The sequence below is a fragment of the Pseudomonas sp. FGI182 genome (genome assembly GCF_000511325.1).
GTDB lineage: Bacteria > Pseudomonadota > Gammaproteobacteria > Pseudomonadales > Pseudomonadaceae > Aquipseudomonas > Aquipseudomonas putida_Z.
In genome coordinates this window covers 5,693,434-5,717,892 of record NZ_CP007012.1, presented here as the reverse complement: position 1 = coordinate 5,717,892, position 24,459 = coordinate 5,693,434, and the positions used below count along the sequence as shown (strand labels likewise).

Sequence of the window (24,459 nt, the reverse complement as noted above, 5' to 3'; positions counted from 1 at the left end):
TCCTTACTGCGCTGGCGACTGCTCGGGCTCGGGCTCGAGCTCCGGCTCTGGCTGCTGCTCTTGTACCGGGGCCGGCTTGGCTTTTGGCTGGTGCTGGTGCGACTTGTGCGCTTTGCCGTTATCGCTGTCTTCTGGCAGATACAGCGGACCTTTCTGGCCGCAGGCCGAAACGAGGCAGGCAACAGCGACCAGCGCCGCGAGGGAGGAAATCAGGCGCTTCATGGGTGAAATCCTTAGAAATATGCAGTATTGCGCCCGAGTATACCGAGCGACCGACGGCTTGCCTATGCAAGGGCCGGCCCGCCGGGCGGGCTATTCTTACCGCCTGCAAGGGCCCTTTCGCGGCTGAAGCCGCTCCCACCTCGACCGCATCGGCCTCACGCCATGTGCAGTACCTGTAGGAGCGGCTTTAGCCGCGAAGGGGCAAGTGAAGGTAGCGGCTAAACCTTTGCATTCGGCGGCAAGCGCCCGTATCTTGCCGGGCTTGCCTGTAACGCAGCCAATTTCGAGGTTCCTGCAATGAGTTTGAGTGAAGCGCGTTTCCATGATCTGGTCGACGCGACCCAACAGGCCCTGGAAGACCTGTTCGACGAGAGCGGCCTGGACCTGGACATGGAGAACTCCGCTGGCGTCCTCACCGTCAAGTTCGAAGGCGGCGCCCAGCTGATCTTCAGCCGCCAGGAGCCGCTGCGCCAGCTGTGGCTGGCCGACCGTTCCGGCGGTTTCCACTTCGACTACGACGAAGACAGCGGCAAGTGGGTGTGCGAGAAGAGCGAGGAGCTGCTGGGCGAAATGCTCGAGCGCATCGTCTGGGAGCGGGCCGGCGAGAAGCTGGACTTCGACGAGATCTGACATGAGCAGCACCCAGGCCCGGCCGCCCAAGCCGCTCTACAGCAACGTCAGCCCCGCAGTACCGTCGCCCTGCATCAGCGTTTGCCGGCTGGACGAACAGCGGGTCTGCACGGGTTGCCACCGGCATGTCGAGCACATCCGCGAATGGCGTTCGGCCGATGACGAACGGCGCCGGCAGATCTGCCGCGAGGCCCAGGCCCTGCGCGACCAGGCTAAGGCACACTGATCGCAGGGGCTTGAGTATTTACCCGGCTGTGGTAACGTCGGGTTCTGCGTCGGTGACGCCAAAGCCTTCACAAACCCCGCCCTTGGGCGGGGTTTTGCTTTATCTGCACGATGAAAACCGCCTGTTCAAAGGAGTCTGACTGGATCATGAGCACCAAGCCTTCCCTCATCCTCACCCGATTGGACGTACAACGTCTGGAGCGTCTGATCGACAGCCTCGACGAGAGTACGCCGGGTGTGCTCGCCCTGCAGGACGAGCTGGACCGCGCCGAGCAGGTGGTCGGTCACGAGGAAGTCCCGGCTGGCGTGGTGACCATGAACTCGCGCGTGCACTGCCGTGAGGAAGCCAGCGGCAAGGACTACCACCTGACCCTGGTGTATCCGAAGGATGCCGGGCCGGAAGGCAAGGTCTCGATCCTGGCGCCGATCGGTTGCGCCTTGCTGGGGTTGTCGGTGGGCGCGCAGATCGACTGGCCGGCCCCGGGGGGCAAGACCCTCAAGCTGAAGCTGCTGGAAGTGGAATACCAGCCGGAAGCGGCGGGCGATTTCGACCTGTAAGGACCAAGGGGGCCGCTTTGCGGCCCATCGCGACACAAGGCCGCTCCTACAGGATTACGCATTCCCCTGTAGGAGCGGCCTTGTGTCGCGAAAGGGGCGCAACGCGCCCCCGGCAATTCAAGCCTCTTGCGCCAAAACCTGCTCCAACCCCTCATTCAAAGCCTGCTCCAGCTCCCGCTTGTAGCGCAGGTACAGCTGCGTCGACCCCAACTGGTCATCCAGCAACTCGGACAAATCCAGGTCAGTGATGTAGCAGCGGTACTGTCCTGCACCACGTCGCTGCCCGAGGATTTGCCGGGCCGCTACCGCATATAGCTGTTCACCATGCTCCAGTTCGGAAAACTCCTGCTGGTCGCAATACAGCGTCACGTGCGCCGCACCCGCCACCCCGGCCTGGATGATCGCCTGCACCTCATAGTAAGGCTGGTCGCTACCCTCGAGCGGGGCCTGGCGCGGCTCGATGCTGCGCGCCTTGCCTGGCCCGGAAGGCAACAGTTGCGCGTAGTGGATGTCCAGTGAGGCCGCGCGCTGGGTGTCCAGCGGCAGCCGGGCATCACGGCGCATCACCACCGAGCGCAGAAAGCGCTGCAGCGGCAACAGCAGGTGGGCTTCGTCGTGCAGGGGCAGGCGTTGCTGCCACAGGGCATTGTATTCATCCAGCACGTACAGCTCGGCCCAGCCACCCTGCAGGCGGTAGAACACCTGGATGCAGGCCGGCCGGCCCTGCTCCAGCACCAGGTGCAGGTCGTGGTCCTGCAGGGCGTTGGCATCCAGGTACAGCGGGCTGTAGGCGCTACGCTCTTCGCCCAGGTGGTCCAGCAGTGCCTCGTGCTCGGCCAAGGTGGTGAGGCCGACATGCCCGGCCAGCAGCTCCAGCACATGGGTGTGCTGGGCCACCTGCAGCAGGTAGCGGTGGTTCAGGCCCTGGTCCAGCAGCAGCTGCACGGTGTCGAAGATTTCCTCCACGCGTTGGCCGATGGCTTGGGCGCGGCTGTGGCAGAAGCAGCGCACCCGCACCCTCGGCCGGTGGCCGCGCAGCACGGGGCTGTTGAGGAAGTCGCGCAGGCAGCGCACCAGCGCGTGCTCGCCGTCATAGCGCTGGACCAATACCTCGTTCCAGCTGTTGAGGGTGACCTGGTCCAGGGTCAGGACCAGGTTTTCGCGCACGCCTGCATAGCTCAACGAGTCGGTACGCTCGGTGGTCATCAGGATGTTCAGGTCGCGGTGGTGGCGCAGTGGGTCGATGGCGACGTTGACCAGCAGCAGCACCTCGTCGGCAACGCTGGGTTGCAGCAGGCGCACTTCGCTGACGGTCGGCAAGGGCAGGGGGATGCTCTGCTGCAGGCAGCCGACCAGGTTGAACAGCTCGAATTCGCTGAGGTCGCTGACACCCGGGTGCAGCGCCAAGCGCGTGCTGCTGTCGATCACCCCGTTGCGATGGGCCCAGGTCAGCAGTTCGAGCAGTTCGCGGCAACGCTTGAGCGGGCTGAAGTGGTCCACCTCATGGGGGCTCAGGTTGCCGGTGTACAGCTCCCAGTGGTGGCTGCCGGGCTCTTTGCGGTTAGGCGCCTGGACCAGGGTCAGGGTGCCTTCGGCCAGGTCCGGCGCGATACCGGGGTTGATCACTTCGACCTTGCCGGCGCGGCGCTCGAAGGCCGCGTAAAGGCGCCGGCCCAGCACATTGAGATCGCGCTGGTCGGCGCGGCTGCTGGCGTTCTGAGTGCGGGCGAACTGGCTGAGAAAGCGGTAGCTGTGGTTCAGTTCGGCCACCAACTCGCGGCGCTCGACGGCAACCTGTTGCACTTTCCATTGGTTGCGACTGTCCAGCAGGGCTAACTGGCGCTCGTCCCAGTCCCACTCGTCGGCCAGGCGCTGCAACAGCCGGCGTTGCCAGCCATTGGCCCGGGCCGGGTCGCTGAGCTTCTTGTTCACCTTCAGGTACAGGCTGCGCCGCACCAACTCCAGGCGCGCGTGTTCGCCACGCTGCAGCAGGTATCGCTCGATGCGCCGGTACACCATCACGTACGGGTCCAGCTCGTCGAGGTCGAGCTGGTTGGCGAACACTGCCTGCTTGTAGTCCAGGCTCAGGCAGCGTACTGCGGGGTGTTCGCTGGCATAGGCCTCGGTCAGCAGCAGCTTGAGCAGCGACTTGTAGGGCGAGTCGATGCCTTTGAACAGTTGCCACAAGCCGGCGCCGACGAATTCGCCGGGCGGAATGTGCGCCAGGTTGCCGAGATCGAGGGCATCCTGGCTGCGGATGAAGCGCTTGGACAGCAGGGTCTGGGTATAGGTGTGGTAATCGTGTTCCTGGTAGACCGGCACCAGCCACCACAGTGGCGTGCGCCCGGCCAGCCAGATAGTCGTGCGGTAGAACTCGTCCAGCAGCAGGTAGTGCTGGGTGGTGCCGCAATCGTCGGAACCGAGCTGGCCCTCGCGTTGGCCCTGGGCGAAACCTTGCGTGTCGATCAGGAAGAAGTGTGCCTCGGCACCCAGGCTTTCCGCCCATGCCTCCAGCAGTTGGCATTTGCGGCGCAACTCGCCCAGCAGCTCGTCGGCCAGACCGGGTGCATGGCACACCCACAGGTCCATGTCGCTGTGCTCGGCCTGGGCCAGCGAGCCCAGGCTGCCCATCAGGAACAGGCCGTGGATCGGCCGCGGCGGGTTGCCATGGCGGGCCTTGTAGGTGAACGAGCGGGCCAGGCGCTGGGCCTCGACTACCAGGTCGGCGCTTGGCTCGTAGCCCGATACGCCGGCGGGGGTGCTGCCGGAGACATAGCCCGGCAGCAACGGGTGGTTCACATGAAACAGCAGCGGCAGCAGCGTCAGCACCTGTTGCTGGCGCGTCGACAGGCCCTCCAGGGCCCGCTGCAGCCGGCCCTGGTTGAGCCGCAGGAAGCGCGCACGCAATGTCGCCAGGACCTTGCGGTCGACGCCTTCGTCCAGGTCGGGGCGGATTTCGTGGGGGTGGTTCATTGCGCACTCGGGCAGGCCAGCGGAGCTGTGGCGAGTGTAGCCTGAGTGGCGGGGTCGGATAAGCGGCAATTGAAATATTGGCGCCATTTTCCCAGCGCGCGTGGGCGGCGGCTGCAGCTTTCGTTGCGCTTGAGGCATGATGGGGGTCTCAAGCTGATTGCGAGGTTTTCCGATGCGTGTGTGGATCGATGCCGACGCCTGCCCCAAGGCGGCCAAGGATCTGATCGTCAAGTTCGCCCTCAAGCGCAAGTTCGAGGTAGTGATGGTGGCGGGCCAGGCTGTGGCCAAGCCGGCGTTCGCGATCGTGCGCCTGATCGTGGTGCCCAGCGGCATGGACGCGGCCGATGATTACCTGGTGGAGCACGCCGTGCCTGGCGAGCTGGTGATCTGCAGTGACGTGCCGTTGGCCGACCGCCTGGTGAAAAAGGGCGTGGCGGCACTGGACCCGCGCGGGCGCGAGTTCGACGAGCGCAACATGGGTGATCGGCTGGCGGCGCGCAACCTGTTCACCGAGCTGCGCGAGCAGGGCCAGGTGGGGGGAGGGCAGGCGCCTTATGGCGAGCGCGAGAAACAGGCGTTTGCCAATGCGCTGGACCGGATCATTGCCCGGTTGTCCAGAGCCTGAGGGCAGGCGCGGTCCCTGTAGGAGCGGCCTTGTGTCGCGATCGGGCCGCAGCGCGGCCCCAGGTTTTCAGCTTCGCCGCATAAATTGCCGGGGCAGCTTCGCGGCCCGATCGCGACACAAGGCCGCTCCTACACAGCGCGTGCCAGCAAGAACCTATTCGTGCGTCAGCTCCAGCACCCGGTCCACCAGCTTGTAGATCCCGCCAGCCGCTTCACTGATCGACTTGGCCTCCATGTACGCCGGGGTGGTCACCAGCTTGCGCTGGGTGTCCTCGACAATATCGTGCACATCGCACTCTTCATGGGTGCCACCCATCTTCGTCACGGCCGCCGCAGTGCCGGCGTCGGTACCGATGGTGCAGACCACGCCTGGCCCGTAGATCTTCGCCGCCAGCGCCGGCGAGATGCAGATCAGGCCAACTGGCTTGCAGGCATCGGCAAAGGCTTCGGCCAGGGCCAGCACATCTGGGTGGACGCTGCAGTTGGCGCCTTCCACGGCAAAGTTGGACAGGTTCTTCGCCGCCCCGAAACCGCCCGGCACGATCAGCGCATCGAAGTCTTCGGCCTTGGCCTCACGGATGTCCTTGACCTCGCCGCGGGCAATGCGCGCCGACTCCACCAGCACATTGCGCGATTCGGGCATTTCCTCGCCGGTCAGATGGTTGATCACATGCATCTGCGCAATGTTCGGCGCGAAGCACTGCACCTGCGCACCACGCTGGTCGAGGCGCAGCAGGGTGATCACGCTTTCGTGGATTTCGGCGCCGTCATAAACGCCACAGCCGGAAAGAATCACCGCTACTTTTTTTGTCATGCTTTTTACTCCAGTGTCGAGGCGCTAAATGTCCTCTAGTTTGGCAGATGTAGCGATAGGGGGTTCCGTGCGGCTTTATCTTATGCTTGGCGTGAGTTGTATGGTGCCTGTGAGATCGAGCGCCGCCCGCGCGGCGCTTCGCGGGGCAAGCCCGCTCCCACATTTGTTGCAACGTGCCGAACCTGACAGGTCATGATTGTCAGCCTGGGTGGGCTGGCTGGATCTCTGTGCTGGCATTTCTGCCCCCATTTGTCTCAAGCCTTGCACCAAGGCTGACAACGCCTCTTTCACAGGCATGGCCACGTTGCAACAAATGTGGGAGCGGGCTTGCCCCGCGAAGCGCCGCGTGGGCGGCGCTCGATTGACGCATCACCTGAGAAATCCAAGCCAGGCACCTAGCCGGCGCACTGGGCCTAGCGGTGGTCGTGCCGCTGGCCTGGTTGCTGCTCGTGGCTTACAACCTGCTCAGCCTCTGGGGCCTGGGCCTTGCCCGCCGCCTTGCGCTCCGCGCGCAACGTGCGGAAGCGCCGGCGCAGCCACAGCAGGCCGCCCAGCGCCAACAGGCCACCGAGCACCCATAGCTCGTAGCGCTTCACGTTGCCCAGCAGGCCTTCGAGGATGGCGCCGAAGTGATACGCGGCCGCGCCCAGGGCCACTGCCCAGATGGCAGCGCCAAGACCATTCAGCAGCAGATAGCGGCGTGGCGGGTAGCCGGACAGGCCAATGGCCACCGGCATGACCGTGCGCAGGCCATAGACGAAGCGGAAACTCAGTACCCAGATGTCGGGGTGGCGACGGATGTGGTCCAGCGCCCGGTCACCCATCGCCTGCCAGCGTGGTTTGCGTGCCAGGATCCTGCGCCCGTGGCGACGGCCCATGAAGTACCACAGCTGGTCGCCGGCATAGCTGCCGAAAAACGCCACCAGGCACACCAGGTTGATGTCCATGTAACCGCGGAACGCAAGGAATCCCGCAAGCACCAGAATGGTCTCGCCTTCGAAGAAGGTGCCTAGAAAAAGGGCGAAGTAGCCGAAATCCTGCAGGAATTGTTGAAGCATTTTCTGAGGTGCTGGCGAAATGAACGCGAAGCCTACCCCTTCGCGCGCGTTCGTGAAAGTGTCCAAATGTGTCTCGACATGAACAATTCCTGCTCGGAGAATGCCAAAAGCCACGCGCCATGGCTTGCCCTGGCGTGTAACACAGGCGTCATAATGGGCGCTTATCTTGCCGCTCAATAGATGATAGGGCGTTAACGTCCTCAGGAACGCCAGATGAATAATGAAGTGCTAACCCCTGTCGCGATCAAGGATGCCCAGGAACTCCCCGAAGAGATGGTGCAGACCCCGCCAGACCTGCCGCCGGCGCCCCTGCCTGCCGTGGAACCGGTGGCAGAGCCTGCGGCTCCGGCACCCGCGCCGGCCCCTGCAATCATCATCCCAGGCCTGGACGACAGCAGCCTGTACATTCATCGCGAACTCTCGCAGCTGCAGTTCAATATCCGTGTGCTGGAACAGGCGCTGGACGAGAACTACCCTCTGCTCGAACGCCTCAAGTTCCTGTTGATCTTCTCCAGCAACCTCGACGAGTTCTTCGAGATCCGCGTCGCCGGCCTGAAGAAGCAGATCAACTTCGCCCGTGAACAGGCCGGTGCCGACGGCCTGCAGCCGCACCAGGCGCTAGCACGCATCAGCGACCTGGTGCACAGCGAAGTGGAGCGCCAGTACGCGATCCTCAACGACGTGCTGCTGCCAGAGCTGGAAAAGCACCATATTCGCTTCATCCGCCGGCGTTACTGGACACCCAAGCTCAAGACCTGGGTGCGCCGCTACTTCCGCGACGAAATCGCCCCGATCATCACCCCGATCGGCCTCGACCCTACCCACCCGTTCCCGCTGCTGGTGAACAAGAGCCTCAACTTCATCGTCGAGCTCGAGGGTGTCGACGCCTTCGGCCGCGATTCGGGCCTGGCGATCATCCCGGCCCCGCGCCTGCTGCCGCGGGTCATCCGGGTGCCGGAAGAGGTGGGTGGCCCGGGCGCCAACTACGTGTTCCTGTCGTCGATGATTCACGCGCACGCCGACGACCTGTTCCAGGGCATGAAGGTGAAGGGCTGCTACCAGTTCCGCCTGACCCGTAACGCCGACCTGGCGCTGGACTCCGAAGAGGTCGACGACCTGGCCCGCGCCCTGCGCGGCGAGCTGTTCTCGCGCCGCTACGGTGACGCCGTGCGCCTGGAGGTGGCCGACACCTGCCCGAAACACTTGTCGGACTACCTGCTCAAGCAGTTCAGCCTCAGCGAAAGCGAGCTGTACCAGGTCAACGGCCCGGTCAACCTTACCCGCCTGTTCAGCATCACCGGTTTGGACAGCCACCCCGAGCTGCAGTACACGCCGTTCACCCCGGCGATCCCCAAGCTGCTGCAGAACGCCGACAACATCTTCAGCGTGATCGGCAAGCAGGACATCCTGCTGATGCACCCGTTCGAGTCCTTTACCCCGGTGATCGACCTGCTGCGCCAGGCCGCCAAGGACCCGCACGTGCTTGCCGTGCGCCAAACCTTGTACCGTTCCGGGGCCAACTCGGAAATCGTCGACGCGCTGGTGGACGCGGCGCGTAACGGCAAGGAGGTCACTGCGGTGATCGAGTTGCGGGCGCGCTTTGACGAAGAGTCCAACCTGCAGATGGCCAGCCGCCTGCAAGCGGCCGGTGCGGTGGTGATCTACGGCGTGGTCGGCTTCAAGACCCACGCCAAGATGATGCTGATCCTGCGCCGCGAGCAGGGCGAGATCGTGCGTTATGCGCACCTGGGCACCGGTAACTACCACGCCGGCAACGCCCGCCTGTACACCGACTACAGCCTGCTGACCTCCGACGACGCCCTCACCGAGGACGTCGGCAAGCTGTTCAGCCAGCTGATCGGCATGGGCAAGACCCTGCGCATGAAGAAACTGCTGCACGCGCCGTTCACCCTGAAGAAGGGCATGCTCGACATGATCGCGCGGGAAACCCAGTTCGCCCTCGAAGGCAAGCCGGCGCATATCATCGCCAAGTTCAACTCGCTGACCGACGCCAAGGTCATCAAGGCGCTGTACAAGGCCAGCCAGTCGGGCGTGAAGATCGACCTGGTGGTGCGTGGCATGTGCTGCCTGCGCCCAGGCATTCCGGGGGTTTCGCACAACATCCAGGTGCGCTCGATCATCGGCCGCTTCCTCGAGCACACGCGGGTGTTCTACTTCCTCAATGGCGGCGAAGAGCAGATCTACCTGTCCAGTGCCGACTGGATGGAGCGCAACCTCGACAAGCGTGTCGAGACCTGCTTCCCGGTGGAAGGCAAGAAGCTGTTGCTGCGGGTGAAGAAGGAGCTGGAAGGCTACCTGACCGACAACACCCACGCCTGGACCTTGCAGCCGGACGGGCGCTACGTGCGCAGCACGCCGACCGGCAACCAGAACCCACGCAGTGCCCAGGCGACCCTGCTGGAGCGCCTGAGCAACCCGGTCCTCAACGTACGCTGAGGACGAAGCCGACCCGGGCCAGCCACTCCGCCTCGTTGGCGAAGTCGGCCTGGGTCAGCTGGTTCTGTTCCAGCCAGCCCTCGGGGAAGGCCACATCGAGGCTGCTGTCGGCAGCCTTGAGCTCGACCTTCGGCATCTGCTGGTTGCCACGGATGTGGTGGAACAGGATGGCGAAGCGCAGCAGCACGCACAGGCGCAGCAGCTTGACCCCTTCCTCACCCAGCTCGGCGATCTTGTCCTTGGGGATGTTGCGGCGGTGGCCGCGCACCAGCAAGGCCATCATTTGCTGGTCCTCGCGGGAGAAGCCCGACAGGTCGGAGTGTTCGATCAGGTAGGCACCGTGCTTGTGGTAGTGATAGTGGGCGATATCCAGGCCGATTTCGTGCACTTTCGCCGCCCAGCCCAGCAGATCGCGCCAATTCCCGTCTTTGAGGTCCCACGCGTCAGCCACCTGGTCGAAGGCGTGCAATGCCTTGCGCTCGACGCGCGCAGCCTGGCCCTGGTCCACGTGGTAGCGCTCCATCAGCGAGTTCAGGGTGCGTTCGCGCACGTCTTCGTGGTGGTGGCGGCCCAGCAGGTCGAACAGCACGCCTTCGCGCAGGGCGCCGTCGCAGTGGTCCATGCGCTGCAGTTCCAGGGCATCGAAGATCGCTTCGAGAATCGCCAGGCCCGCCGGGAAGATGGTGCGGCGGTCCGGCTTGACGCCTTCGAAGTCGATCTTGTCGACCTCACCCAGCTTGAACAGCTTGCGCTTGACCCAGGCCAGCCCCTCGGCGTTGACCTCGCCATTGCCCAGGCCGCCTGCCTTGATGGCGGCGCCGATGGCACGAATGGTACCGGACGAGCCGATGGCCTCGTCCCAGGTCAGGCGGTGCAGGGCATTCTCGATGCTCATCAGCTCGAGGCGCGCGGCGGTGTAGGCCTGCGCGTAGCGGGCCGGGGTGATCTTGCCGTCGCGGAAGTAGCGCTGGGTGAAGCTGACGCAGCCCATCTGCAGGCTTTCGCGCAGCAGCGGCTCGAAGCGCTGGCCGATGATGAACTCGGTACTGCCGCCGCCGATATCGGCCACCAGGCGCTTGCCGGGGGTATCGGCCAGGGTGTGCGACACGCCCAGGTAGATCAGGCGCGCTTCTTCACGGCCGGAGATCACTTCGACCGGGTGGCCAAGGATGGCTTCGGCGCGCTGGATGAATTCGTTGCGGTTGCGCGCTTCGCGCAAGGCGTTGGTACCGACGATGCGCACCGAGCCTGCCGGCATGCCGTTGATCAGTTGGGAAAAGCGCTTGAGGCAATCCAGGCCTCGTTCCATTGCCTCTTCACTGAGCTTGCGTTCTTCGTCGATGCCAGCGGCCAGCTGAACCTTCTCGCCGAGCCGCTCGAGAATGCGGATTTCGGTATGGTGGGCCTTGGCCACGACCATGTGAAAGCTGTTGGAGCCAAGGTCGATGGCGGCGATCAGGGACAGGTTCTTCGCGATGGTTTGCGGCATGATCTGGTTGTTCTCGGTCGTTAACCCGGCAATCGTGCCACGATAGCAGGCTGTCGCCAACGCGTGGTACATAGCCGTTGAGCTGGCCTTGATGCAAGGCAATGTGCCATTCGATGCTATGACGTTTGTATGACAGTTTCGATTCGTGGCGTCTTGCACAACTATAGTTACACTCAATCGTCCGCGGCTTCCTGTAGGAGACGGGTGCGGCTATGATGGGCAACGTTTTTTATTGCTTACGACCTTGGAGATTTCCATGAGCGACAAAATCAAACACGTCACCGACGCCAGCTTCGAAGCCGACGTACTGCAGGCTCAAGGCCCGGTGCTGGTCGACTACTGGGCTGAATGGTGCGGCCCATGCAAGATGATCGCTCCGGTTCTGGACGACATCGCTGCTACCTACGAGGGCAAACTGACCGTCGCCAAGCTGAACATCGACGAGAACCAGGAAACCCCGGCCAAGCACGGCGTGCGTGGTATCCCGACGCTGATGCTGTTCAAGAACGGCAACGTCGAAGCCACCAAGGTCGGCGCCCTGTCCAAGTCGCAGCTGGCCGCGTTCCTCGACGCCCACCTGTGATGTGAAAAAGCCCCGCAGATGCGGGGCTTTTTTTGCCTCTGCAAAGGCGGTCTTGCCCATGTAGGAGCAGCCTTGTGCTGCGAAAGGGCCGGTAAGGCTGGCGTTGTCGCTGCGGCTGATGGCTTCTTCGCAGCACGAGGCTGCTCCTACAGGAAGGTGTGATGCAGCTGAAAATGGCAGGGCAAAACCACTAGACGTCGAAAAAAGCAAGTGTTACATTCGGCCTCGCACTGCTTCTCCAGTGCCCTCTACACGCCGTCGCCGAAGCATCCCTAATTCGAATCAGTACGCGATCCTGTCGCCATCTAGCGGCGCGGCCTCATTAAGCCAGAAGCTTAATTCTCCCTTCTTACATGATTACGTCACTCCCCTTATGAACCTGACTGAACTCAAGCAAAAGCCGATTACCGATCTTTTGGAAATGGCCGAACAGATGGGCATCGAAAACATGGCCCGTTCGCGCAAACAGGACGTGATTTTCGCCCTGCTGAAGAAGCACGCGAAAAGCGGCGAAGAGATCTCGGGTGACGGCGTGCTGGAGATTCTCCAGGATGGTTTCGGTTTCCTGCGTTCGGCTGATGCGTCCTACCTGGCCGGCCCTGACGATATCTACGTCTCGCCCAGCCAGATCCGTCGCTTCAACCTGCGTACCGGTGACACCATCGTCGGCAAGATCCGCCCGCCGAAGGAAGGGGAGCGTTACTTCGCCCTGCTGAAGGTCGACACCATCAACTTCGACCGCCCGGAAAACGCGAAGAACAAGATCCTGTTCGAAAACCTGACGCCGCTGTTCCCGAACAAGCGCCTGAAGATGGAAGCCGGTAATGGCTCCACCGAAGACCTGACCGGCCGCGTCATCGACCTGTGCGCCCCGATCGGCAAAGGCCAGCGTGGCCTGATCGTTGCTCCGCCGAAAGCGGGCAAGACGATCATGTTGCAGAACATCGCGGCCAACATCACCCGCAACAACCCCGAGTGCCACCTGATCGTCCTGCTGATCGACGAGCGCCCGGAAGAAGTGACCGAAATGCAGCGCACCGTGCGCGGCGAAGTGGTTGCTTCCACCTTCGACGAGCCGCCAACCCGCCACGTGCAGGTTGCCGAAATGGTGATCGAGAAGGCCAAACGCCTGGTCGAGCACAAGAAGGATGTGGTCATCCTGCTGGACTCCATCACCCGTCTGGCGCGTGCCTACAACACCGTGATCCCGAGCTCCGGCAAGGTACTGACCGGTGGTGTCGACGCCCACGCCCTGGAGAAGCCGAAGCGCTTCTTCGGTGCCGCGCGTAACATCGAGGAAGGCGGTTCGCTGACCATCATCGCCACCGCGCTGGTCGAAACCGGCTCGAAGATGGACGAAGTGATCTACGAAGAGTTCAAGGGCACCGGCAACATGGAGCTGCCGCTGGACCGCCGCATCGCCGAGAAGCGCGTGTTCCCGGCCATCAACATCAACCGTTCCGGTACTCGCCGCGAAGAGCTGCTGACCGCCGACGACGAACTGCAGCGCATGTGGATCCTGCGCAAGCTGCTGCACCCGATGGACGAAATCGCCGCCATCGAGTTCCTGGTCGACAAGCTCAAGCAGACCAAGACCAACGACGAGTTCTTCCTGTCGATGAAGCGCAAGTAAGCGTTTCAGGCCGGAATTGATTGGGGCCGCTTCGCGCCCCATCGCGACACAAGGCCGCTCCTACAGGGGAATGCGTAATCCTGTAGGAGCGGCCTTGTGTCGCGATGGGGCGCGAAGCGGCCCCAAGTCATTTTTGGCTATTAGGCACTGAACGGCGCTACACTCTGCACCCCCGACCGATACGGCCAACACGAGGCTCCTGCATGCAGTATCGCGACTTGCGCGACTTCATCCGTGGCCTGGAACAGCGCGGCGAGCTCAAGCGCATCCAGGTTCCGATCTCCCCCGTCCTGGAAATGACCGAGGTCTGCGACCGCACCCTGCGTGCCAAGGGCCCTGCATTGCTGTTCGAAAAGCCCACCGGCTTCGACATCCCGGTGCTGGGCAACCTGTTCGGCACCCCGGAGCGCGTTGCCATGGGCATGGGCGCCGAGTCGGTCGATGAACTGCGGGAAATCGGCAAGCTGCTGGCCTTCCTCAAGGAGCCTGAGCCGCCGAAGGGCCTGAAGGATGCCTGGTCCAAGCTGCCGATCTTCAAGAAAGTCGTGTCGATGGCGCCGAAAGTGGTCAAGGACGCGGTATGTCAGGAAGTGGTGGTCGAGGGGGACGATGTCGACCTCGGCGCTCTGCCGATACAGCACTGCTGGCCGGGCGACGTGGCGCCGCTGATCACCTGGGGCCTCACCGTCACCCGCGGCCCGAACAAGGACCGCCAGAACCTGGGCATCTACCGCCAGCAGGTGATCGGCCGCAACAAGGTCATCATGCGCTGGCTCAGCCACCGTGGCGGGGCCCTGGACTACCGCGAATGGTGCGAGAAGAACCCTGGCCAGCCGTTCCCGGTCGCCGTGGCCCTGGGCGCTGACCCGGCCACCATCCTCGGCGCCGTGACCCCGGTGCCGGACACCCTCTCCGAGTACGCCTTCGCCGGCCTGCTGCGCGGCAACCGTACCGAACTGGTCAAGTGCCGGGGCAGCAACCTGCAGGTACCGGCCACCGCCGAAATCATCCTGGAAGGTGTGATCCACCCGGGCGAAATGGCGCCGGAAGGCCCGTACGGCGACCACACCGGCTACTACAACGAAGTGGACAGCTTCCCGGTGTTCACCGTCGAGCGCATCACCCACCGGCAGAAACCGATCTACCACAGCACCTATACCGGCCGCCCGCCAGATGAGCCGGCGATCCTCGGCGTGGCGCTGAACGAAGTGTTCGTGCCGATCCTGCAGAAGCAGTTCCCGGAAATTGTCGATTTCTACCTGCCGCCGGAAGGCTGCTCGTACCGCATGGCGGTGGTGACCATGAAGAAGCAGTACCCGGGCCACGCCAAGCGCGTGATGCTGGGTGTGTGGTCGTTCCTGCGACAGTTCATGTACACCAAGTTCGTTATTGTCACCGATGACGATATCAATGCCCGCGACTGGAACGATGTGATCTGGGCCATCACCACACGCATGGACCCCAAGCGTGATACGGTGATGATCGACAACACCCCGATCGACTACCTGGACTTCGCGTCGCCGGTATCCGGGTTGGGGTCGAAGATGGGCCTGGACGCCACGCACAAGTGGCCGGGCGAGACTACACGCGAATGGGGACGGGTCATCGTCAAGGACGAAGCCGTCACCCGCCGTATCGATGAGCTGTGGGATCAGTTGGGAATAGATTGATGCAGGTAACGTTGCAGCCGTCCGGGGCGGTGCTGGCGCTCGAACCCGGGGAACGGATCCTGGATGGAGCGCGGCGGCTGGGCTATGACTGCCCGAACAGCTGCCGCAATGGCAATTGCCATGTCTGCGCCGCGTTGTTGGTCGAAGGCCGGGTACGCCAGGACGGTGAAGTCCGCGACCATGGCGAGCTGTTCACCTGCATTGCCGAACCGCTGGAGGACTGCGTGTTGCTCTGGGATGGTGTGCTCGCCCTGGGCGAGTTGCCGGTGCGCAAACTGGCGTGCAGTGTCAGTGAGTGCGTCGAGGTCGGTGGCGACGTCTGGCGCGTGCGGTTGCGCGCGCCGGCTGGCAGGCCGCCGCGCTACCACGCGGGGCAGTACCTGATGATCGAGCGCGAAGGCGGCAAGCAGGCAGCGTTTTCGCTGGCTTCCGCACCCCATGCCGGGCGCGAGCTGGAGCTGCATGTGCTGGCGCGCGAGCCCAGTGCGGTGCAACTTATCGAGCAGCTCAAGCGCGACGGCCTGGCGCGCATCGAAATGCCGTTCGGCGACACCCACCTGGCCGAGTTGCCCGACGGGCCGCTGGTGCTGATCGCTGCTGGCACCGGCATGGGCCAGATGCACAGCCTGGTCGAGCATTGCCGGGCTCAGGGTTTCAAGCACCCGGTGCACCTGTACTGGGGCGTGCGCCGGCCCGAGGACTTCTACCAGATCGAGCACTGGGACGAATGGCAGCGCCTGCCCAACCTGTTCCTGCATCAGGTGGTCAGCGACCTGTGCGGCTGGGAAGGCCGTTGCGGCATGCTGCATGAGGCGGTCTGCGAGGACATCGCCGACCTCAACAGCGTGCATGTATATGCCAGCGGCTCGCCGAACATGATCTATGCCACTCTCGACGCCCTGGTCGAAGCCGGCATGGATGCGCACCGCATGCGCGCCGATGTGTTTGCCTACGCACCACGCGGCTAATAACCGAAGTTTGAAAGTATGGGTATAAGGCGGTAATTGTTACCGCCTTGGCTAATAACTTTCACAGTTGTCGAAACAGTACTTTCCAGTCGTCGGGAGCGCGGATGAAACTCTGGCGCGAGGGCTTGAGTATTCCTGCATTTCTGTCCTATGGTTACTGCAAGCGCCCTTGGTACAGAGGCTGGGGGCGCATCGTAATCGAATCTCGCTACATCCGTAGTTCACAGGGATAATGGCGGCAGCTTATGTCGGCACTTGAAAGTATGTCCTGGGAAGTTTCATATCCACCGACACTCGACTTCGGTCAGCAACATACTCGCGAACAGTTGTTCAATTCCATGAAGACAACCATGTCTCGCCATCAGGGTGGGCCGGTGTGGCTGTTCGCCTATGGTTCGTTGATCTGGCGACCGGAGTGCAACTCGGTGGAGCGCCAACGCGCGCGGGTACATGGTTACCACCGTGGTTTGTACCTGTGGTCGCACGAACACCGCGGCACCCCGGAAACCCCTGGGCTGGTGTTCGGCCTGGACCGTGGGGGCTCCTGCAGTGGTTTTGCCTACCGGCTGGATGAAAGCAGCCTGGACGAGTCGCTGATGGCCCTGTGGCAGCGCGAGATGCCGTACCCGGCGTACCGGCCGCACTGGCTCAGTTGCCGGTTGGGTGATGGCAGCAAGGTGCAGGCCCTGGGCTTCGTGCTGGAGCGGCATCTGCCGTGCTATGCCGGGAACCTGCCGGACACCCTGCTCAGCCAGATCCTGGCCAGTGCCAAGGGGCGCTATGGCACCACGCGTGATTATGTCGAACAGACCTTGAATGCCCTGCGCAGCCACCAGATGCCCGATCGCAACCTGGAGGCGCGGTTCAGGCGCTGCCATAACCTGCGCGAAGTTTGATTAGCCTGCACCGGCCTCTTCGCGGGCACGCCCGCTCCCACAGGATCACCACAGCCTCGAACGGCATGGTATTCCTGTGGGAGCGGGCGTGCCCGCGAAAAGGCCGGAACTGTCTTACCTGGCCAGCACCACCAACTTACCCACAGCCTGACGCTGCCCCAACTTTTCAATGGCAGCCCCTGCCTCAGCCAGTGGATAAGTCTGCGACACCAGCGGCTTCAACTTGCCTTCGGCATGCCATGCAAACAGCTGCCGGAAGTTGGCCGCATTGTCCTCCGGCTGACGCTGGGCAAACGCCCCCCAGAATACCCCGAGCACCGCCGCGCCCTTGAGGAGCACCAGGTTGGCCGCCAGCTGCGGGATGGTCCCGCTGGCAAAACCCACCACCAGCAACCGGCCATTCCAGGCCAGCCCGCGCACTGCCTGCTCGAACAACTCGCCACCCACCGGGTCGTAGATCACATCCACGCCCTGGCCGCCGGTCAGGCGCTTAATCTCGTCACGCAGGCTGGCCTGGCTGTAGTCGATCAGTTCATCCGCGCCGGCTGCCTTGGCCACGGCCAGTTTTTCCGCACTGCTGGCGGCCGCGATCACCCGCGCGCCCATGGCCTTGCCGATCTCCACCGCCGCCAGGCCGACGCCGCCGGACGCGCCCAGCACCAGCAGGGTCTCGCCCGCCTGCAACTGGCCGCGCTGGCGCAGGGCGTGCATGGAGGTGCCGTAGGTCATGCCGAATGCCGCTGCGGTGGTGAAGTCCATGCTCGGCGGGATCGGCAGCACATTGTAGAACGGCACCGCCACCTGCTCGGCGAATGCACCCCAGCCGGTCAGCGCCATGACCCGGTCGCCGACCTTGAACGCGCCGGCCTTTTCCCCGACGGCGGCCACCACGCCCGCTGCCTCGCCGCCGGGGGAGAACGGCAACGGTGGCTGGAACTGGTACTTGCCTTCGATGATCAGGGTGTCGGGGAAGTTGACCCCGGCGGCCTGCACATCCAGCAGGATCTCGTTTTTCTTCGGCACCGGGCTGGCCACCTCTTCCAGCACCAGGTCGCGCGCCGGGCCCAGGGTTTTGCACAACACAGCTTTCATCGGGGCTATTCCTTTGCGGGTCGTGGCCGATAAGTGTAGGAGTGCCGCCTGCCCGGTCAACGAGCATGGGGCGCCCTGATGTGCAGGCATAAGTGGCGGCACAAGCCCGGGCTTGGGTTTGAGCGGCATGCTGGGTAAGCTGGCGCCAACTGTATTGAGGAGCAAATTCGTGAAAGCGTGGATCTTGATGGTGCTGGCGCTGCTGCTGCCGGCTGCGGCCATGGCCGAGGAAGCCAAGGAAGGGGCGCCGAAAGTCGCCTACATCAGCCTGAGCCCGCCCTTTGTCGGCAACTACGCCCTCGACGGCAGCCCGCGGCTGCGCGTGTACAAGGCCGATGTGGCCCTGCGCGTGACTGGCGACGAAGCCGCCAAGGCGGTGAAGCACCACGAGCCGCTGATCCGCAACCAGCTGGTGGCCCTGTTCACCCAACAGTCGGTGGACAGCATGAGCAACGTCGAAGCCAAGGAGCATCTTCGCCAGGAAGCGCTGAAACAGGTGCAGCAGGTGATGGAAGCCGAAGAGGGCAAGCCGATCGTTGAAGACCTGCTGTTCAACAACCTGATCGTGCAGTGATCCACTTTGTCTGACTAACTCGGTCCCTGTAGGAGCGGCCTTGTGTCGCGAAAGGGCTGCATGGCAGCCCCTGGCAATTGATGCGGTATAGCCGAAATCCGGGGGCCGCTATGCGGCCCTTTCGCGACACAAGGCCGCTCCTACAAGTGCCCGCTGAGCCTGAGCATCATCAAGACGCCAGGCTTCGGCGAAACCGCGCCAGCGCCACACCGAAGAACACCAGCCCGATCACGGCCAGCGCCAGGATGTCCGGCCACACCACCGTCCAGCCGGCATCACGGAACAGGATTGCGGCGCCAAGGCTGACAAAGTGCGTCGACGGCGACCCTTGCATCACCCACTGCAGCCACTGCGGCATGCTGTCCAGCGGTGTGCTGCCGCCGGACAGCAACAGCATCGGGATGATCACCGGGATTGCCAGCAGGCCGAATTGTGGCGTCGAGCGCGCCAGGGTGGCGAGGAAGATGCCCAGTGCGGTGCTGGCAAACAGGTACAGCGCGGTCACGGCCAGGAACAGGCCCATCGAACCGGAGAGCGGCACGCCAAGCGCGCCCTTGACCACCACCACCAGCGAAATCCAGGTGCAGATCACCACCACCAGCGCGTTGCTGGCGATTTTCGCCAGCATGATTTCCAGCGCGGTCAGCGGCAGCACCAGCATGTGGTCGAGGGTGCCGTGCTCGCGCTCGCGCAGCAACGCGGTGCCGGTGAGGATGATCGCCAGGATGGTGATGTTGTTGACGATCTGGATCACCGCCAGGAACCAGCCACCCTCCAGGTTGGGGTTGAAGAGGGCCTTGGCGTTTATTACCACCGGGCTCTGTGTGTTGTTGCGCTGGCTGTAGTCGAGCAACTCGCGTTCGAAGATGCGGCCGATATAGCCGGCCCCCATGAACGCCTGGCTCATGGCCGTGGCGTCGACATTGATCTGCAGTTCCGGCGAGCGCCCGGCCAGCAGGTCGCTCTGGAAATTCACCGGCACGTTGATCACGAAGGTGTACTGGCCGCTGTCCATGGCCTGGTCCAGGCGCCCCGGGGCCAGCGGCACGGCGGGCTGGAATTCGGGTGGTTGCAGGGCTTCGCCGAGCTTGCGTGACAGCAGGCTGTGGTCTTCGTCCACCACCGCGACGCTGGCGTTGTGCACGCCGATCACCGAGCCGGCTGCGGGCATGTAGATGGCCACGCTGAAGGCATACAGCAGGAACAACAGCAGCACGCTGTCATGGCGCAGGCTGGTCAGCTCTTTCAGGCCCAGGCGCAGGGTGTGGTTCAGGCGCGACATCTCAGGCCTCCTGCTTCTTCAGCATGGCCAGGCTCAGGCCGGTGAACACGGCAAAGAAGCTGAGCAGGATCAGGCACTGCGGCCACAGTTCGCGCAGGCCCAGCGCCTTGGTGAAGGTGCCGACCGCGATGTCGAGGAAGTAGCCCGCCGGGAACAGCTGGCCCATCACCGCCGCCGCGCCGTCCAGCGACGAGCGTGGCACGATCAGCCCGGAAAACTGGATGGTCGGCAGGCTGGTGATGATCATGGTGCCCAGGATGGCGGCGATCTGTGTGCGGGTGAAGGCCGAGATCAACAGGCCCAGGCTGGTGGTCGCCAGCAGGTAAGCGACGCCGCCACAGGCCAGGGCCAGCACGCTGCCCTTGAGCGGCACGGCGAACAGCCAGCGGTTCATCGCCACCAGCAACGCCAGGTTGACCAGGCTCACGGCCAGATAGGGCATCTGCTTGCCAAGCAGAAACTCCAGGCGGGTGAGGGGTGTGGCGTAGAAGTTGGTGATGGAACCGAGCTCTTTCTCGCGGACGATACCCAGCGCGGTGAGCATGGCCGGGATGAAGGCCAGGATCAGCGCCATTACCCCCGGGCCGATGGCGTTCACGCTGACCACATCCTGGTTGTAGCGAAAACGGGTTTCCAGGCGCACCAGGTCCTGGCGCGGCTGCGGCTGTGGGCTGGCCTTGGCCAACTGCTCGAGGTTGGCCTGATGCACGGCTTCCACGTAGTTGCGGCTGGTTTCCGCGCGGAACGGCATGCCGCCATCGAGCCAGGCAGCCACCACCGGTTGACGCCCGGCGTACAGGTCGCGGCCAAAGCCGGGGGGGATTTCCAGCGCCAGTTTGATTTCCGAGCGCTGCAGGCGCTGGTGCATTTCGCGGGTATCGCGGATGGGCGCCTGTTCGGCGAAATAGCGTGAACCACGGAAGGCTTCGAGGTAGGCCCGGCTTTGCGGGCTCTGGTCCTGGTCGTGTACGGCGAAGGCGAGGTTTTCCACATCCAGCGAAATGCCATAGCCGAAGATCACCATCATGAACACCGCTCCCAGCAGGGCGAAGGCCAGGCGTACCTTGTCGCGCAGCAGCTCCTTGCCCTCACGGCTGGCCACCGCCAGCAGGCGACGCAGGCTGAAACCCTGGCGCAGCGCCGGCGCAGGCGTGGCGGCCTGTTCCAGCACGGCGTTGTCGGTGGCTTGCGGCGCCAGTTCCTGGGCTTGTTCCAGGCAGCGTACGAACGCGTCTTCCAGGGTGTTGCCCTGGTACTGGCGTTGCAGAGCACCCGGCGTGTCGCAGGCCAGCACCCGGCCTGCATGCATCAGCGAGATGCGGTCGCAGCGTTGGGCTTCGTTCATGAAGTGGGTGGAAAGGAAAATGGTCACGCCCTGCTCGCGTGACAGCTCCACCAGCAGGCGCCAGAAGTCGTCACGGGCAGCCGGGTCGACGCCGGAGGTGGGTTCGTCGAGGATCAGCACTTCCGGGCGGTGCAGCACCGCCACCGCCAGTGACAGGCGCTGGCGCAGGCCGAGGGGCAGGGCGCCGGATGGCTGGTCGGCGATGGCACCCAGGTCGAAGCGCTCGATCAGTTCGTCGATACGCTGGGCGCTCTCGGCCTTGGGCAGGTCGAACAGGCGGGCATGCAGGGTCAGGTTCTGCCGGGTGCTGAGCTCGCCATACAGCGAAAAACTCTGCGACATGAAACCGACCCGCTTGCGCGTGGCCAGGTCGCTGGCATCCACCGGGCGACCGAGCAGGCTGGCGCTGCCTTCGCTGGCCGGCATCAGGCCGGTGAGCACTTTCATGGTGGTGGTCTTGCCGCAGCCGTTGGAGCCCAGGAAGCCGAAGATCTCCCCGCGGCCAATGGCGAAGCTGACCTTGTTCACTGCCGTGAAATCGCCAAAGCGCAGGGTCAGGTCGTGGGCCTCGATGGCGACCGAGGTGTCAGTGGCCGGGCGCGGTGGAATGATGAGCGGAGGGTGTTGTGCCTTGCCCGCGCCTTGGTAATGGGTGAAGGCGTCGTCCAGCTTGCCGCTGGGGGTGACTGCGGCAAGCTCATGGCTGGGGCCGGCGGCCAGCAGGCGGCCGCCATCGAGCATCAGGCAATGCTCGAACTGTTCGGCCTCCTCCATGTAGGCAGTGGCCACCAGCAGGGTCAGTTGCGGACGTTGCGCGCGCACCTGTTCGACCAGCTCCCAGAAACGCCGCCGTGACAGTGGGTCGACGCCGGTGGTCGGTTCGTCGAGGATCAGCAGGTCCGGCTCGTGGATCAGCGCGCAGCACAGGCCCAGCTTCTGTTTCATGCCGCCCGACAGCTTGCCCGCCGGGCGCTCGGCAAAGCGCTGCAGGTCGGTGGCCTGCAGCAGGTTGGCCATGCGCTGTTCGCATTCGCGGCGGCCGAGGCCGAACAGAGTGGCGAAAAAGCGGATGTTCTCGCTGATCGACAGCTCCGGATACAGGTTGTTGCCCAGCCCCTGCGGCATGAATGCCACTTTCGGGTACAGCGCCGCGCGATGGCGCCGCTGGCGGATCGAGCCACCCAGCACCTGCAGTTCGCCCTGTTGCAGGCGCTTGACGCCGGCGATCAGCCCCAGCAGGGTTGATTTGCCAGCCCCGTCAGGGCCGATCAGCGCGCAACGGGTGCCCGCCGGCAGGCTGAACCCGAGGGGGTGCAGGGCCACCAGATCGCCGTAGCGATGGCTGATACCCTCGGCCAGCAGTGCCGGGGCGTTCATTGCAGGTTGGCCGGCCAGTCCACCTCAGCCGTGCGGACATAGCCGGCGCCTGGCATGCCCGGCTTGGCCTGCGGCACGGCGCCCGGGTCGGTCAGGCGCAGCTTGACCCGGAACACCAGCTTCTGCCGCTCGTCGCGGGTTTCCACCTGCTTGGGGGTGAACTGGGCCTTGGCCGCGACAAAGGCCACCTTCGCCGGCAGCGCCCGCTCGGGCAGGGCGTCGAGCACGATCCGCGCCTGGTCGCCGACGGTCAGCCGGCCGCTGGTGGAGGCGGGCAGGTAGAGGTTCATGTACTGGTCGCTGGGGTCGATCAGCATCAGTACGCGGCCGCCGGCACCCAACACTTCACCGGGCTCGGCCAGGCGCAGCTGGATGATGCCGTCGATCGGTGCGCGCAGGCTGCTGTCGTCGATTTCGCTGGTGAGCTGCGCCACCTGGGCCTCGGCGGCGCCGATGGCGGCCTTGATCGCCGCCAGTTGGGCGCGGGCGGCGACCACGGCGGCGTTGGCCGTGTCGAAGCGCGCCTGCTGTTGGTCGAGCAACTGCTGGCTGGCGTATTTGCGCTGGAAGATCTCGCGCACGCGCTTGAGCTCCTGGCTGGCCAGCAGCAGTTCGCTTTGGCGCAGCTGCACGCTGGCCTGGGCGGCGGCGTAGTTTTCCCGGGCGCGCAGCACTTCGGCTTCGGCCTGGCTGCGCTGGGCTTCCATGGTACGGGTGTCGATGCGCGCCAGCAGCTGGCCACGAGTTACCTTGTCACCTTCGTCGACCAGCACTTCGGCCAGGCGGCCGGGGATTTTGCTGGCGATCTGCACTTCGGTGGCTTCCAGGCGGCCGTTGCCCATGCTCAGGCCTCCGGGCAGCTGGTCGTGGAGCGACTTCCAGTACCCCAGCCCACCGGCTGTTGCGAGTAGGGCGATCAGCGCGGTGGCGAAGATCCTTGGGGCGTATCGGTTCATCGGTCTGCATCCTTGCGGTCATGCACACTGCATCATGGCCTGCGGCCATTGGCGATGTGTTGATATCAATCAAAGGCCCTGTAGGAGCGGCCTTGTGTCGCGAAAGGGCTGCAAAGCAGCCCCGGCAATTCATGGGGTGACGCTGATATCCCGGGGCCGCTGTGCGCCCCATCGCGACACAAGGCCGCTCCTACAGGGGACCGCGCCGGTCAGCAAGATCTGACCTTAGTCGCAGTTTCAACGCAAAGCGACAATCACCGCCCATTGCTCTGGCGTTACCGGCATCACCGACAGGCGGCTGCCCTTCTGCACCAGCGGCAATTCGGCCAGGCCTGCCTGCTGTTTCAGCCAGCCCAGCTCCAGCACCCGTGGCAGGGTTTGCACATGGGCCACATCCACCGCGCTCCACGGGTTCTTGTCGGCCGTGGCCTTGGCATCGTAGTAGTGGCTTTGCGGGTCCAGCGCGGTCGGGTCGGGGTAGGCGGCGCGGGTGATCCTGGCAATGCCGGCGATGCCCGGCTGCGGGCAGCTGGAGTGATAGAAGAAGAACTCGTCGCCAACGCTCATGGCCCGCAGGAAATTGCGCGCCTGGTAGTTGCGCACGCCGTCCCAGCGCGCTTCGCCGAGGCGGCCGAGGGCTTCGATGGAGAGCTCGTCGGGCTCGGATTTCATCAGCCAGTAGGCCATGGGTGCTGCTCCTGAAAAGGTTTGAAATAACCTGTTGCATGAAACCGACAGTCGGTTGGCGTCAAGGTTTGCGTGCAGACGCAGGTTGTCGGAAAATGCGCCCCGTTTAAAGCGCGATGCTCCGGCGATACCCAGAAAATTGCCGAGCCTGAACAGTTTGCCTGGGGGGCAATCTTCGATGAATCAACGTAACAAGCCGGATCTGCTGTGGATCCTGGTGTTCATTTTCGGCCTGGGTGTGGTCACGACCGGTTATGCGCAAGGTATCTGGGAGCGCAAGCTGGACAACGCCTATCAGATGCCGGTCGACGCCAGCCAGCCGCAACGTTGATGCCCCCGCCGGCGC

22 protein-coding genes are annotated in these 24,459 nt (G+C 64.0%); 12 read left to right on the top strand and 10 right to left on the bottom strand.

Annotated features, from left to right (window positions below; genetic code table 11):
* Positions 1-3: 3 nt before the first annotated feature.
* Positions 4-222: a lipoprotein gene (locus tag C163_RS26020; RefSeq protein ID WP_025341070.1), complete on the bottom strand. Its 219-nt coding sequence runs from the start codon at positions 220-222 to the stop codon at positions 4-6.
* Between the two features lie 297 nt (positions 223-519).
* On the opposite strand from C163_RS26020, the gene cyaY reads away from it, so the two are divergent.
* The 3 genes from cyaY (at position 520) to rnk (ending at position 1,635) form a co-directional block, all read left to right on the top strand.
* Positions 520-852: an iron donor protein CyaY gene (gene cyaY / locus C163_RS25165; RefSeq protein ID WP_004575827.1), complete on the top strand. Its 333-nt coding sequence runs from the start codon at positions 520-522 to the stop codon at positions 850-852.
* A 1-nt stretch (position 853) separates the two neighbouring features.
* Positions 854-1,078 (top strand): DUF1289 domain-containing protein, encoded by a 225-nt coding sequence (locus C163_RS25160; protein ID WP_013974742.1) that lies wholly within the window; start codon positions 854-856, stop codon positions 1,076-1,078.
* Between the two features lie 146 nt (positions 1,079-1,224).
* Positions 1,225-1,635 (top strand): nucleoside diphosphate kinase regulator, encoded by a 411-nt coding sequence (rnk, locus tag C163_RS25155; RefSeq protein WP_025341069.1) that lies wholly within the window; start codon positions 1,225-1,227, stop codon positions 1,633-1,635.
* 117 nt (positions 1,636-1,752) lie between these two features.
* Here rnk and C163_RS25150 read toward each other — a convergent pair whose 3' ends face one another.
* Complete coding sequence (locus C163_RS25150) at positions 1,753-4,608, bottom strand: class I adenylate cyclase (RefSeq protein ID WP_025341068.1); 2,856 nt, start codon at positions 4,606-4,608, stop codon at positions 1,753-1,755.
* A gap of 172 nt (positions 4,609-4,780) precedes the next feature.
* Between C163_RS25150 and C163_RS25145 the strand changes: the two genes are divergently transcribed.
* The gene (locus C163_RS25145; protein WP_025341067.1) at positions 4,781-5,233 is read left to right on the top strand and encodes a YaiI/YqxD family protein; all 453 of its coding nucleotides are present in this window, start codon (positions 4,781-4,783) and stop codon (positions 5,231-5,233) included.
* Between the two features lie 153 nt (positions 5,234-5,386).
* Here the strand turns inward: C163_RS25145 and elbB are convergent, their stop codons facing one another.
* Positions 5,387-6,046, bottom strand: coding sequence for an isoprenoid biosynthesis glyoxalase ElbB (gene elbB / locus C163_RS25140; protein ID WP_025341066.1), 660 nt, complete (start codon positions 6,044-6,046; stop codon positions 5,387-5,389).
* Positions 6,047-6,459: 413 nt separating this feature from the next.
* Complete coding sequence (locus C163_RS25135) at positions 6,460-7,104, bottom strand: DedA family protein (protein WP_025341065.1); 645 nt, start codon at positions 7,102-7,104, stop codon at positions 6,460-6,462.
* A 213-nt stretch (positions 7,105-7,317) separates the two neighbouring features.
* On the opposite strand from C163_RS25135, the gene ppk1 reads away from it, so the two are divergent.
* Positions 7,318-9,561: a polyphosphate kinase 1 gene (gene ppk1 / locus C163_RS25130; RefSeq protein ID WP_025341064.1), complete on the top strand. Its 2,244-nt coding sequence runs from the start codon at positions 7,318-7,320 to the stop codon at positions 9,559-9,561.
* Here the strand turns inward: ppk1 and ppx are convergent.
* Positions 9,548-11,050 (bottom strand): exopolyphosphatase, encoded by a 1,503-nt coding sequence (gene ppx / locus C163_RS25125; protein WP_025341063.1) that lies wholly within the window; start codon positions 11,048-11,050, stop codon positions 9,548-9,550. The genes ppk1 and ppx overlap by 14 nt on opposite strands.
* A 256-nt stretch (positions 11,051-11,306) precedes the next feature.
* Between ppx and trxA the strand changes: the two genes are divergently transcribed.
* The 5 genes from trxA (at position 11,307) to C163_RS25100 (ending at position 16,800) form a co-directional block, all read left to right on the top strand.
* The gene (gene trxA, locus C163_RS25120) at positions 11,307-11,633 is read left to right on the top strand and encodes a thioredoxin TrxA (protein ID WP_012274768.1); all 327 of its coding nucleotides are present in this window, start codon (positions 11,307-11,309) and stop codon (positions 11,631-11,633) included.
* A 373-nt stretch (positions 11,634-12,006) separates the two neighbouring features.
* On the top strand, positions 12,007-13,266 hold the full coding sequence (gene rho / locus C163_RS25115; RefSeq protein WP_003253661.1) for a transcription termination factor Rho: 1,260 nt from the start codon (positions 12,007-12,009) through the stop codon (positions 13,264-13,266).
* Between the two features lie 203 nt (positions 13,267-13,469).
* Positions 13,470-14,936: a 4-hydroxy-3-polyprenylbenzoate decarboxylase gene (ubiD, locus tag C163_RS25110; protein ID WP_025341062.1), complete on the top strand. Its 1,467-nt coding sequence runs from the start codon at positions 13,470-13,472 to the stop codon at positions 14,934-14,936.
* A complete protein-coding gene (locus C163_RS25105) occupies positions 14,936-15,904 on the top strand; it encodes a CDP-6-deoxy-delta-3,4-glucoseen reductase (protein WP_025341061.1) in 969 nt (322 codons plus the stop codon). Before ubiD ends, C163_RS25105 begins: the two co-directional genes overlap by 1 nt.
* A gap of 245 nt (positions 15,905-16,149) precedes the next feature.
* The gene (locus C163_RS25100) at positions 16,150-16,800 is read left to right on the top strand and encodes a gamma-glutamylcyclotransferase (RefSeq protein ID WP_025341060.1); all 651 of its coding nucleotides are present in this window, start codon (positions 16,150-16,152) and stop codon (positions 16,798-16,800) included.
* Between the two features lie 114 nt (positions 16,801-16,914).
* On the opposite strand, the gene C163_RS25095 is transcribed toward C163_RS25100, so the two are convergent.
* Positions 16,915-17,892, bottom strand: coding sequence for an NADPH:quinone oxidoreductase family protein (locus tag C163_RS25095; RefSeq protein WP_025341059.1), 978 nt, complete (start codon positions 17,890-17,892; stop codon positions 16,915-16,917).
* 169 nt (positions 17,893-18,061) lie between these two features.
* Between C163_RS25095 and C163_RS25090 the strand changes: the two genes are divergently transcribed.
* A complete protein-coding gene (locus C163_RS25090) occupies positions 18,062-18,466 on the top strand; it encodes a flagellar basal body-associated protein FliL (RefSeq protein WP_025341058.1) in 405 nt (134 codons plus the stop codon).
* A gap of 169 nt (positions 18,467-18,635) precedes the next feature.
* Here C163_RS25090 and C163_RS25085 read toward each other — a convergent pair whose 3' ends face one another.
* The 4 genes from C163_RS25085 to C163_RS25070 all read right to left on the bottom strand — a co-directional run bounded on the left by C163_RS25085 (position 18,636) and on the right by C163_RS25070 (position 24,113).
* Positions 18,636-19,748 carry an ABC transporter permease gene (locus C163_RS25085; RefSeq protein ID WP_025341057.1) on the bottom strand — a complete coding sequence of 371 codons (1,113 nt, stop codon included), beginning with the start codon at positions 19,746-19,748 and terminating at the stop codon, positions 18,636-18,638.
* A gap of 1 nt (position 19,749) precedes the next feature.
* The gene (gene rbbA, locus C163_RS25080) at positions 19,750-22,470 is read right to left on the bottom strand and encodes a ribosome-associated ATPase/putative transporter RbbA (protein ID WP_025341056.1); all 2,721 of its coding nucleotides are present in this window, start codon (positions 22,468-22,470) and stop codon (positions 19,750-19,752) included.
* A complete protein-coding gene (locus tag C163_RS25075; protein ID WP_025341055.1) occupies positions 22,467-23,426 on the bottom strand; it encodes an HlyD family secretion protein in 960 nt (319 codons plus the stop codon). The genes rbbA and C163_RS25075 overlap by 4 nt, the downstream gene beginning before the upstream one ends.
* Before the next feature lie 237 nt (positions 23,427-23,663).
* Complete coding sequence (locus C163_RS25070) at positions 23,664-24,113, bottom strand: EVE domain-containing protein (protein ID WP_025341054.1); 450 nt, start codon at positions 24,111-24,113, stop codon at positions 23,664-23,666.
* A gap of 178 nt (positions 24,114-24,291) precedes the next feature.
* On the opposite strand from C163_RS25070, the gene C163_RS27395 reads away from it, so the two are divergent.
* A complete protein-coding gene (locus C163_RS27395) occupies positions 24,292-24,444 on the top strand; it encodes a hypothetical protein (RefSeq protein WP_013974724.1) in 153 nt (50 codons plus the stop codon).
* The last annotated feature ends 15 nt before the right edge of the window (positions 24,445-24,459 follow it).

What these genes read in the sequence shown, in the direction of transcription:
- cyaY (WP_004575827.1), top strand. Translation starts at nt 520, where the DNA reads ATGAGTTTGAGTGAAGCGCGTTTCCATGATCTGGTCGACGCGACCCAA.
- C163_RS25095 (WP_025341059.1), bottom strand. Translation starts at nt 17,892, where the DNA reads ATGAAAGCTGTGTTGTGCAAAACCCTGGGCCCGGCGCGCGACCTGGTG.
- rnk (WP_025341069.1), top strand. Translation starts at nt 1,225, where the DNA reads ATGAGCACCAAGCCTTCCCTCATCCTCACCCGATTGGACGTACAACGT.
- C163_RS25085 (WP_025341057.1), bottom strand. Translation starts at nt 19,748, where the DNA reads ATGTCGCGCCTGAACCACACCCTGCGCCTGGGCCTGAAAGAGCTGACC.
- ppx (WP_025341063.1), bottom strand. Translation starts at nt 11,050, where the DNA reads ATGCCGCAAACCATCGCGAAGAACCTGTCCCTGATCGCCGCCATCGAC.
- C163_RS25070 (WP_025341054.1), bottom strand. Translation starts at nt 24,113, where the DNA reads ATGGCCTACTGGCTGATGAAATCCGAGCCCGACGAGCTCTCCATCGAA.
- ppk1 (WP_025341064.1), top strand. Translation starts at nt 7,318, where the DNA reads ATGAATAATGAAGTGCTAACCCCTGTCGCGATCAAGGATGCCCAGGAA.
- C163_RS25160 (WP_013974742.1), top strand. Translation starts at nt 854, where the DNA reads ATGAGCAGCACCCAGGCCCGGCCGCCCAAGCCGCTCTACAGCAACGTC.
- trxA (WP_012274768.1), top strand. Translation starts at nt 11,307, where the DNA reads ATGAGCGACAAAATCAAACACGTCACCGACGCCAGCTTCGAAGCCGAC.
- C163_RS25105 (WP_025341061.1), top strand. Translation starts at nt 14,936, where the DNA reads ATGCAGGTAACGTTGCAGCCGTCCGGGGCGGTGCTGGCGCTCGAACCC.
- elbB (WP_025341066.1), bottom strand. Translation starts at nt 6,046, where the DNA reads ATGACAAAAAAAGTAGCGGTGATTCTTTCCGGCTGTGGCGTTTATGAC.
- C163_RS25075 (WP_025341055.1), bottom strand. Translation starts at nt 23,426, where the DNA reads ATGAACCGATACGCCCCAAGGATCTTCGCCACCGCGCTGATCGCCCTA.
- C163_RS27395 (WP_013974724.1), top strand. Translation starts at nt 24,292, where the DNA reads ATGAATCAACGTAACAAGCCGGATCTGCTGTGGATCCTGGTGTTCATT.
- C163_RS25100 (WP_025341060.1), top strand. Translation starts at nt 16,150, where the DNA reads ATGTCGGCACTTGAAAGTATGTCCTGGGAAGTTTCATATCCACCGACA.
- C163_RS25150 (WP_025341068.1), bottom strand. Translation starts at nt 4,608, where the DNA reads ATGAACCACCCCCACGAAATCCGCCCCGACCTGGACGAAGGCGTCGAC.
- rbbA (WP_025341056.1), bottom strand. Translation starts at nt 22,470, where the DNA reads ATGAACGCCCCGGCACTGCTGGCCGAGGGTATCAGCCATCGCTACGGC.
- rho (WP_003253661.1), top strand. Translation starts at nt 12,007, where the DNA reads ATGAACCTGACTGAACTCAAGCAAAAGCCGATTACCGATCTTTTGGAA.
- C163_RS25145 (WP_025341067.1), top strand. Translation starts at nt 4,781, where the DNA reads ATGCGTGTGTGGATCGATGCCGACGCCTGCCCCAAGGCGGCCAAGGAT.
- C163_RS26020 (WP_025341070.1), bottom strand. Translation starts at nt 222, where the DNA reads ATGAAGCGCCTGATTTCCTCCCTCGCGGCGCTGGTCGCTGTTGCCTGC.
- ubiD (WP_025341062.1), top strand. Translation starts at nt 13,470, where the DNA reads ATGCAGTATCGCGACTTGCGCGACTTCATCCGTGGCCTGGAACAGCGC.
- C163_RS25135 (WP_025341065.1), bottom strand. Translation starts at nt 7,104, where the DNA reads ATGCTTCAACAATTCCTGCAGGATTTCGGCTACTTCGCCCTTTTTCTA.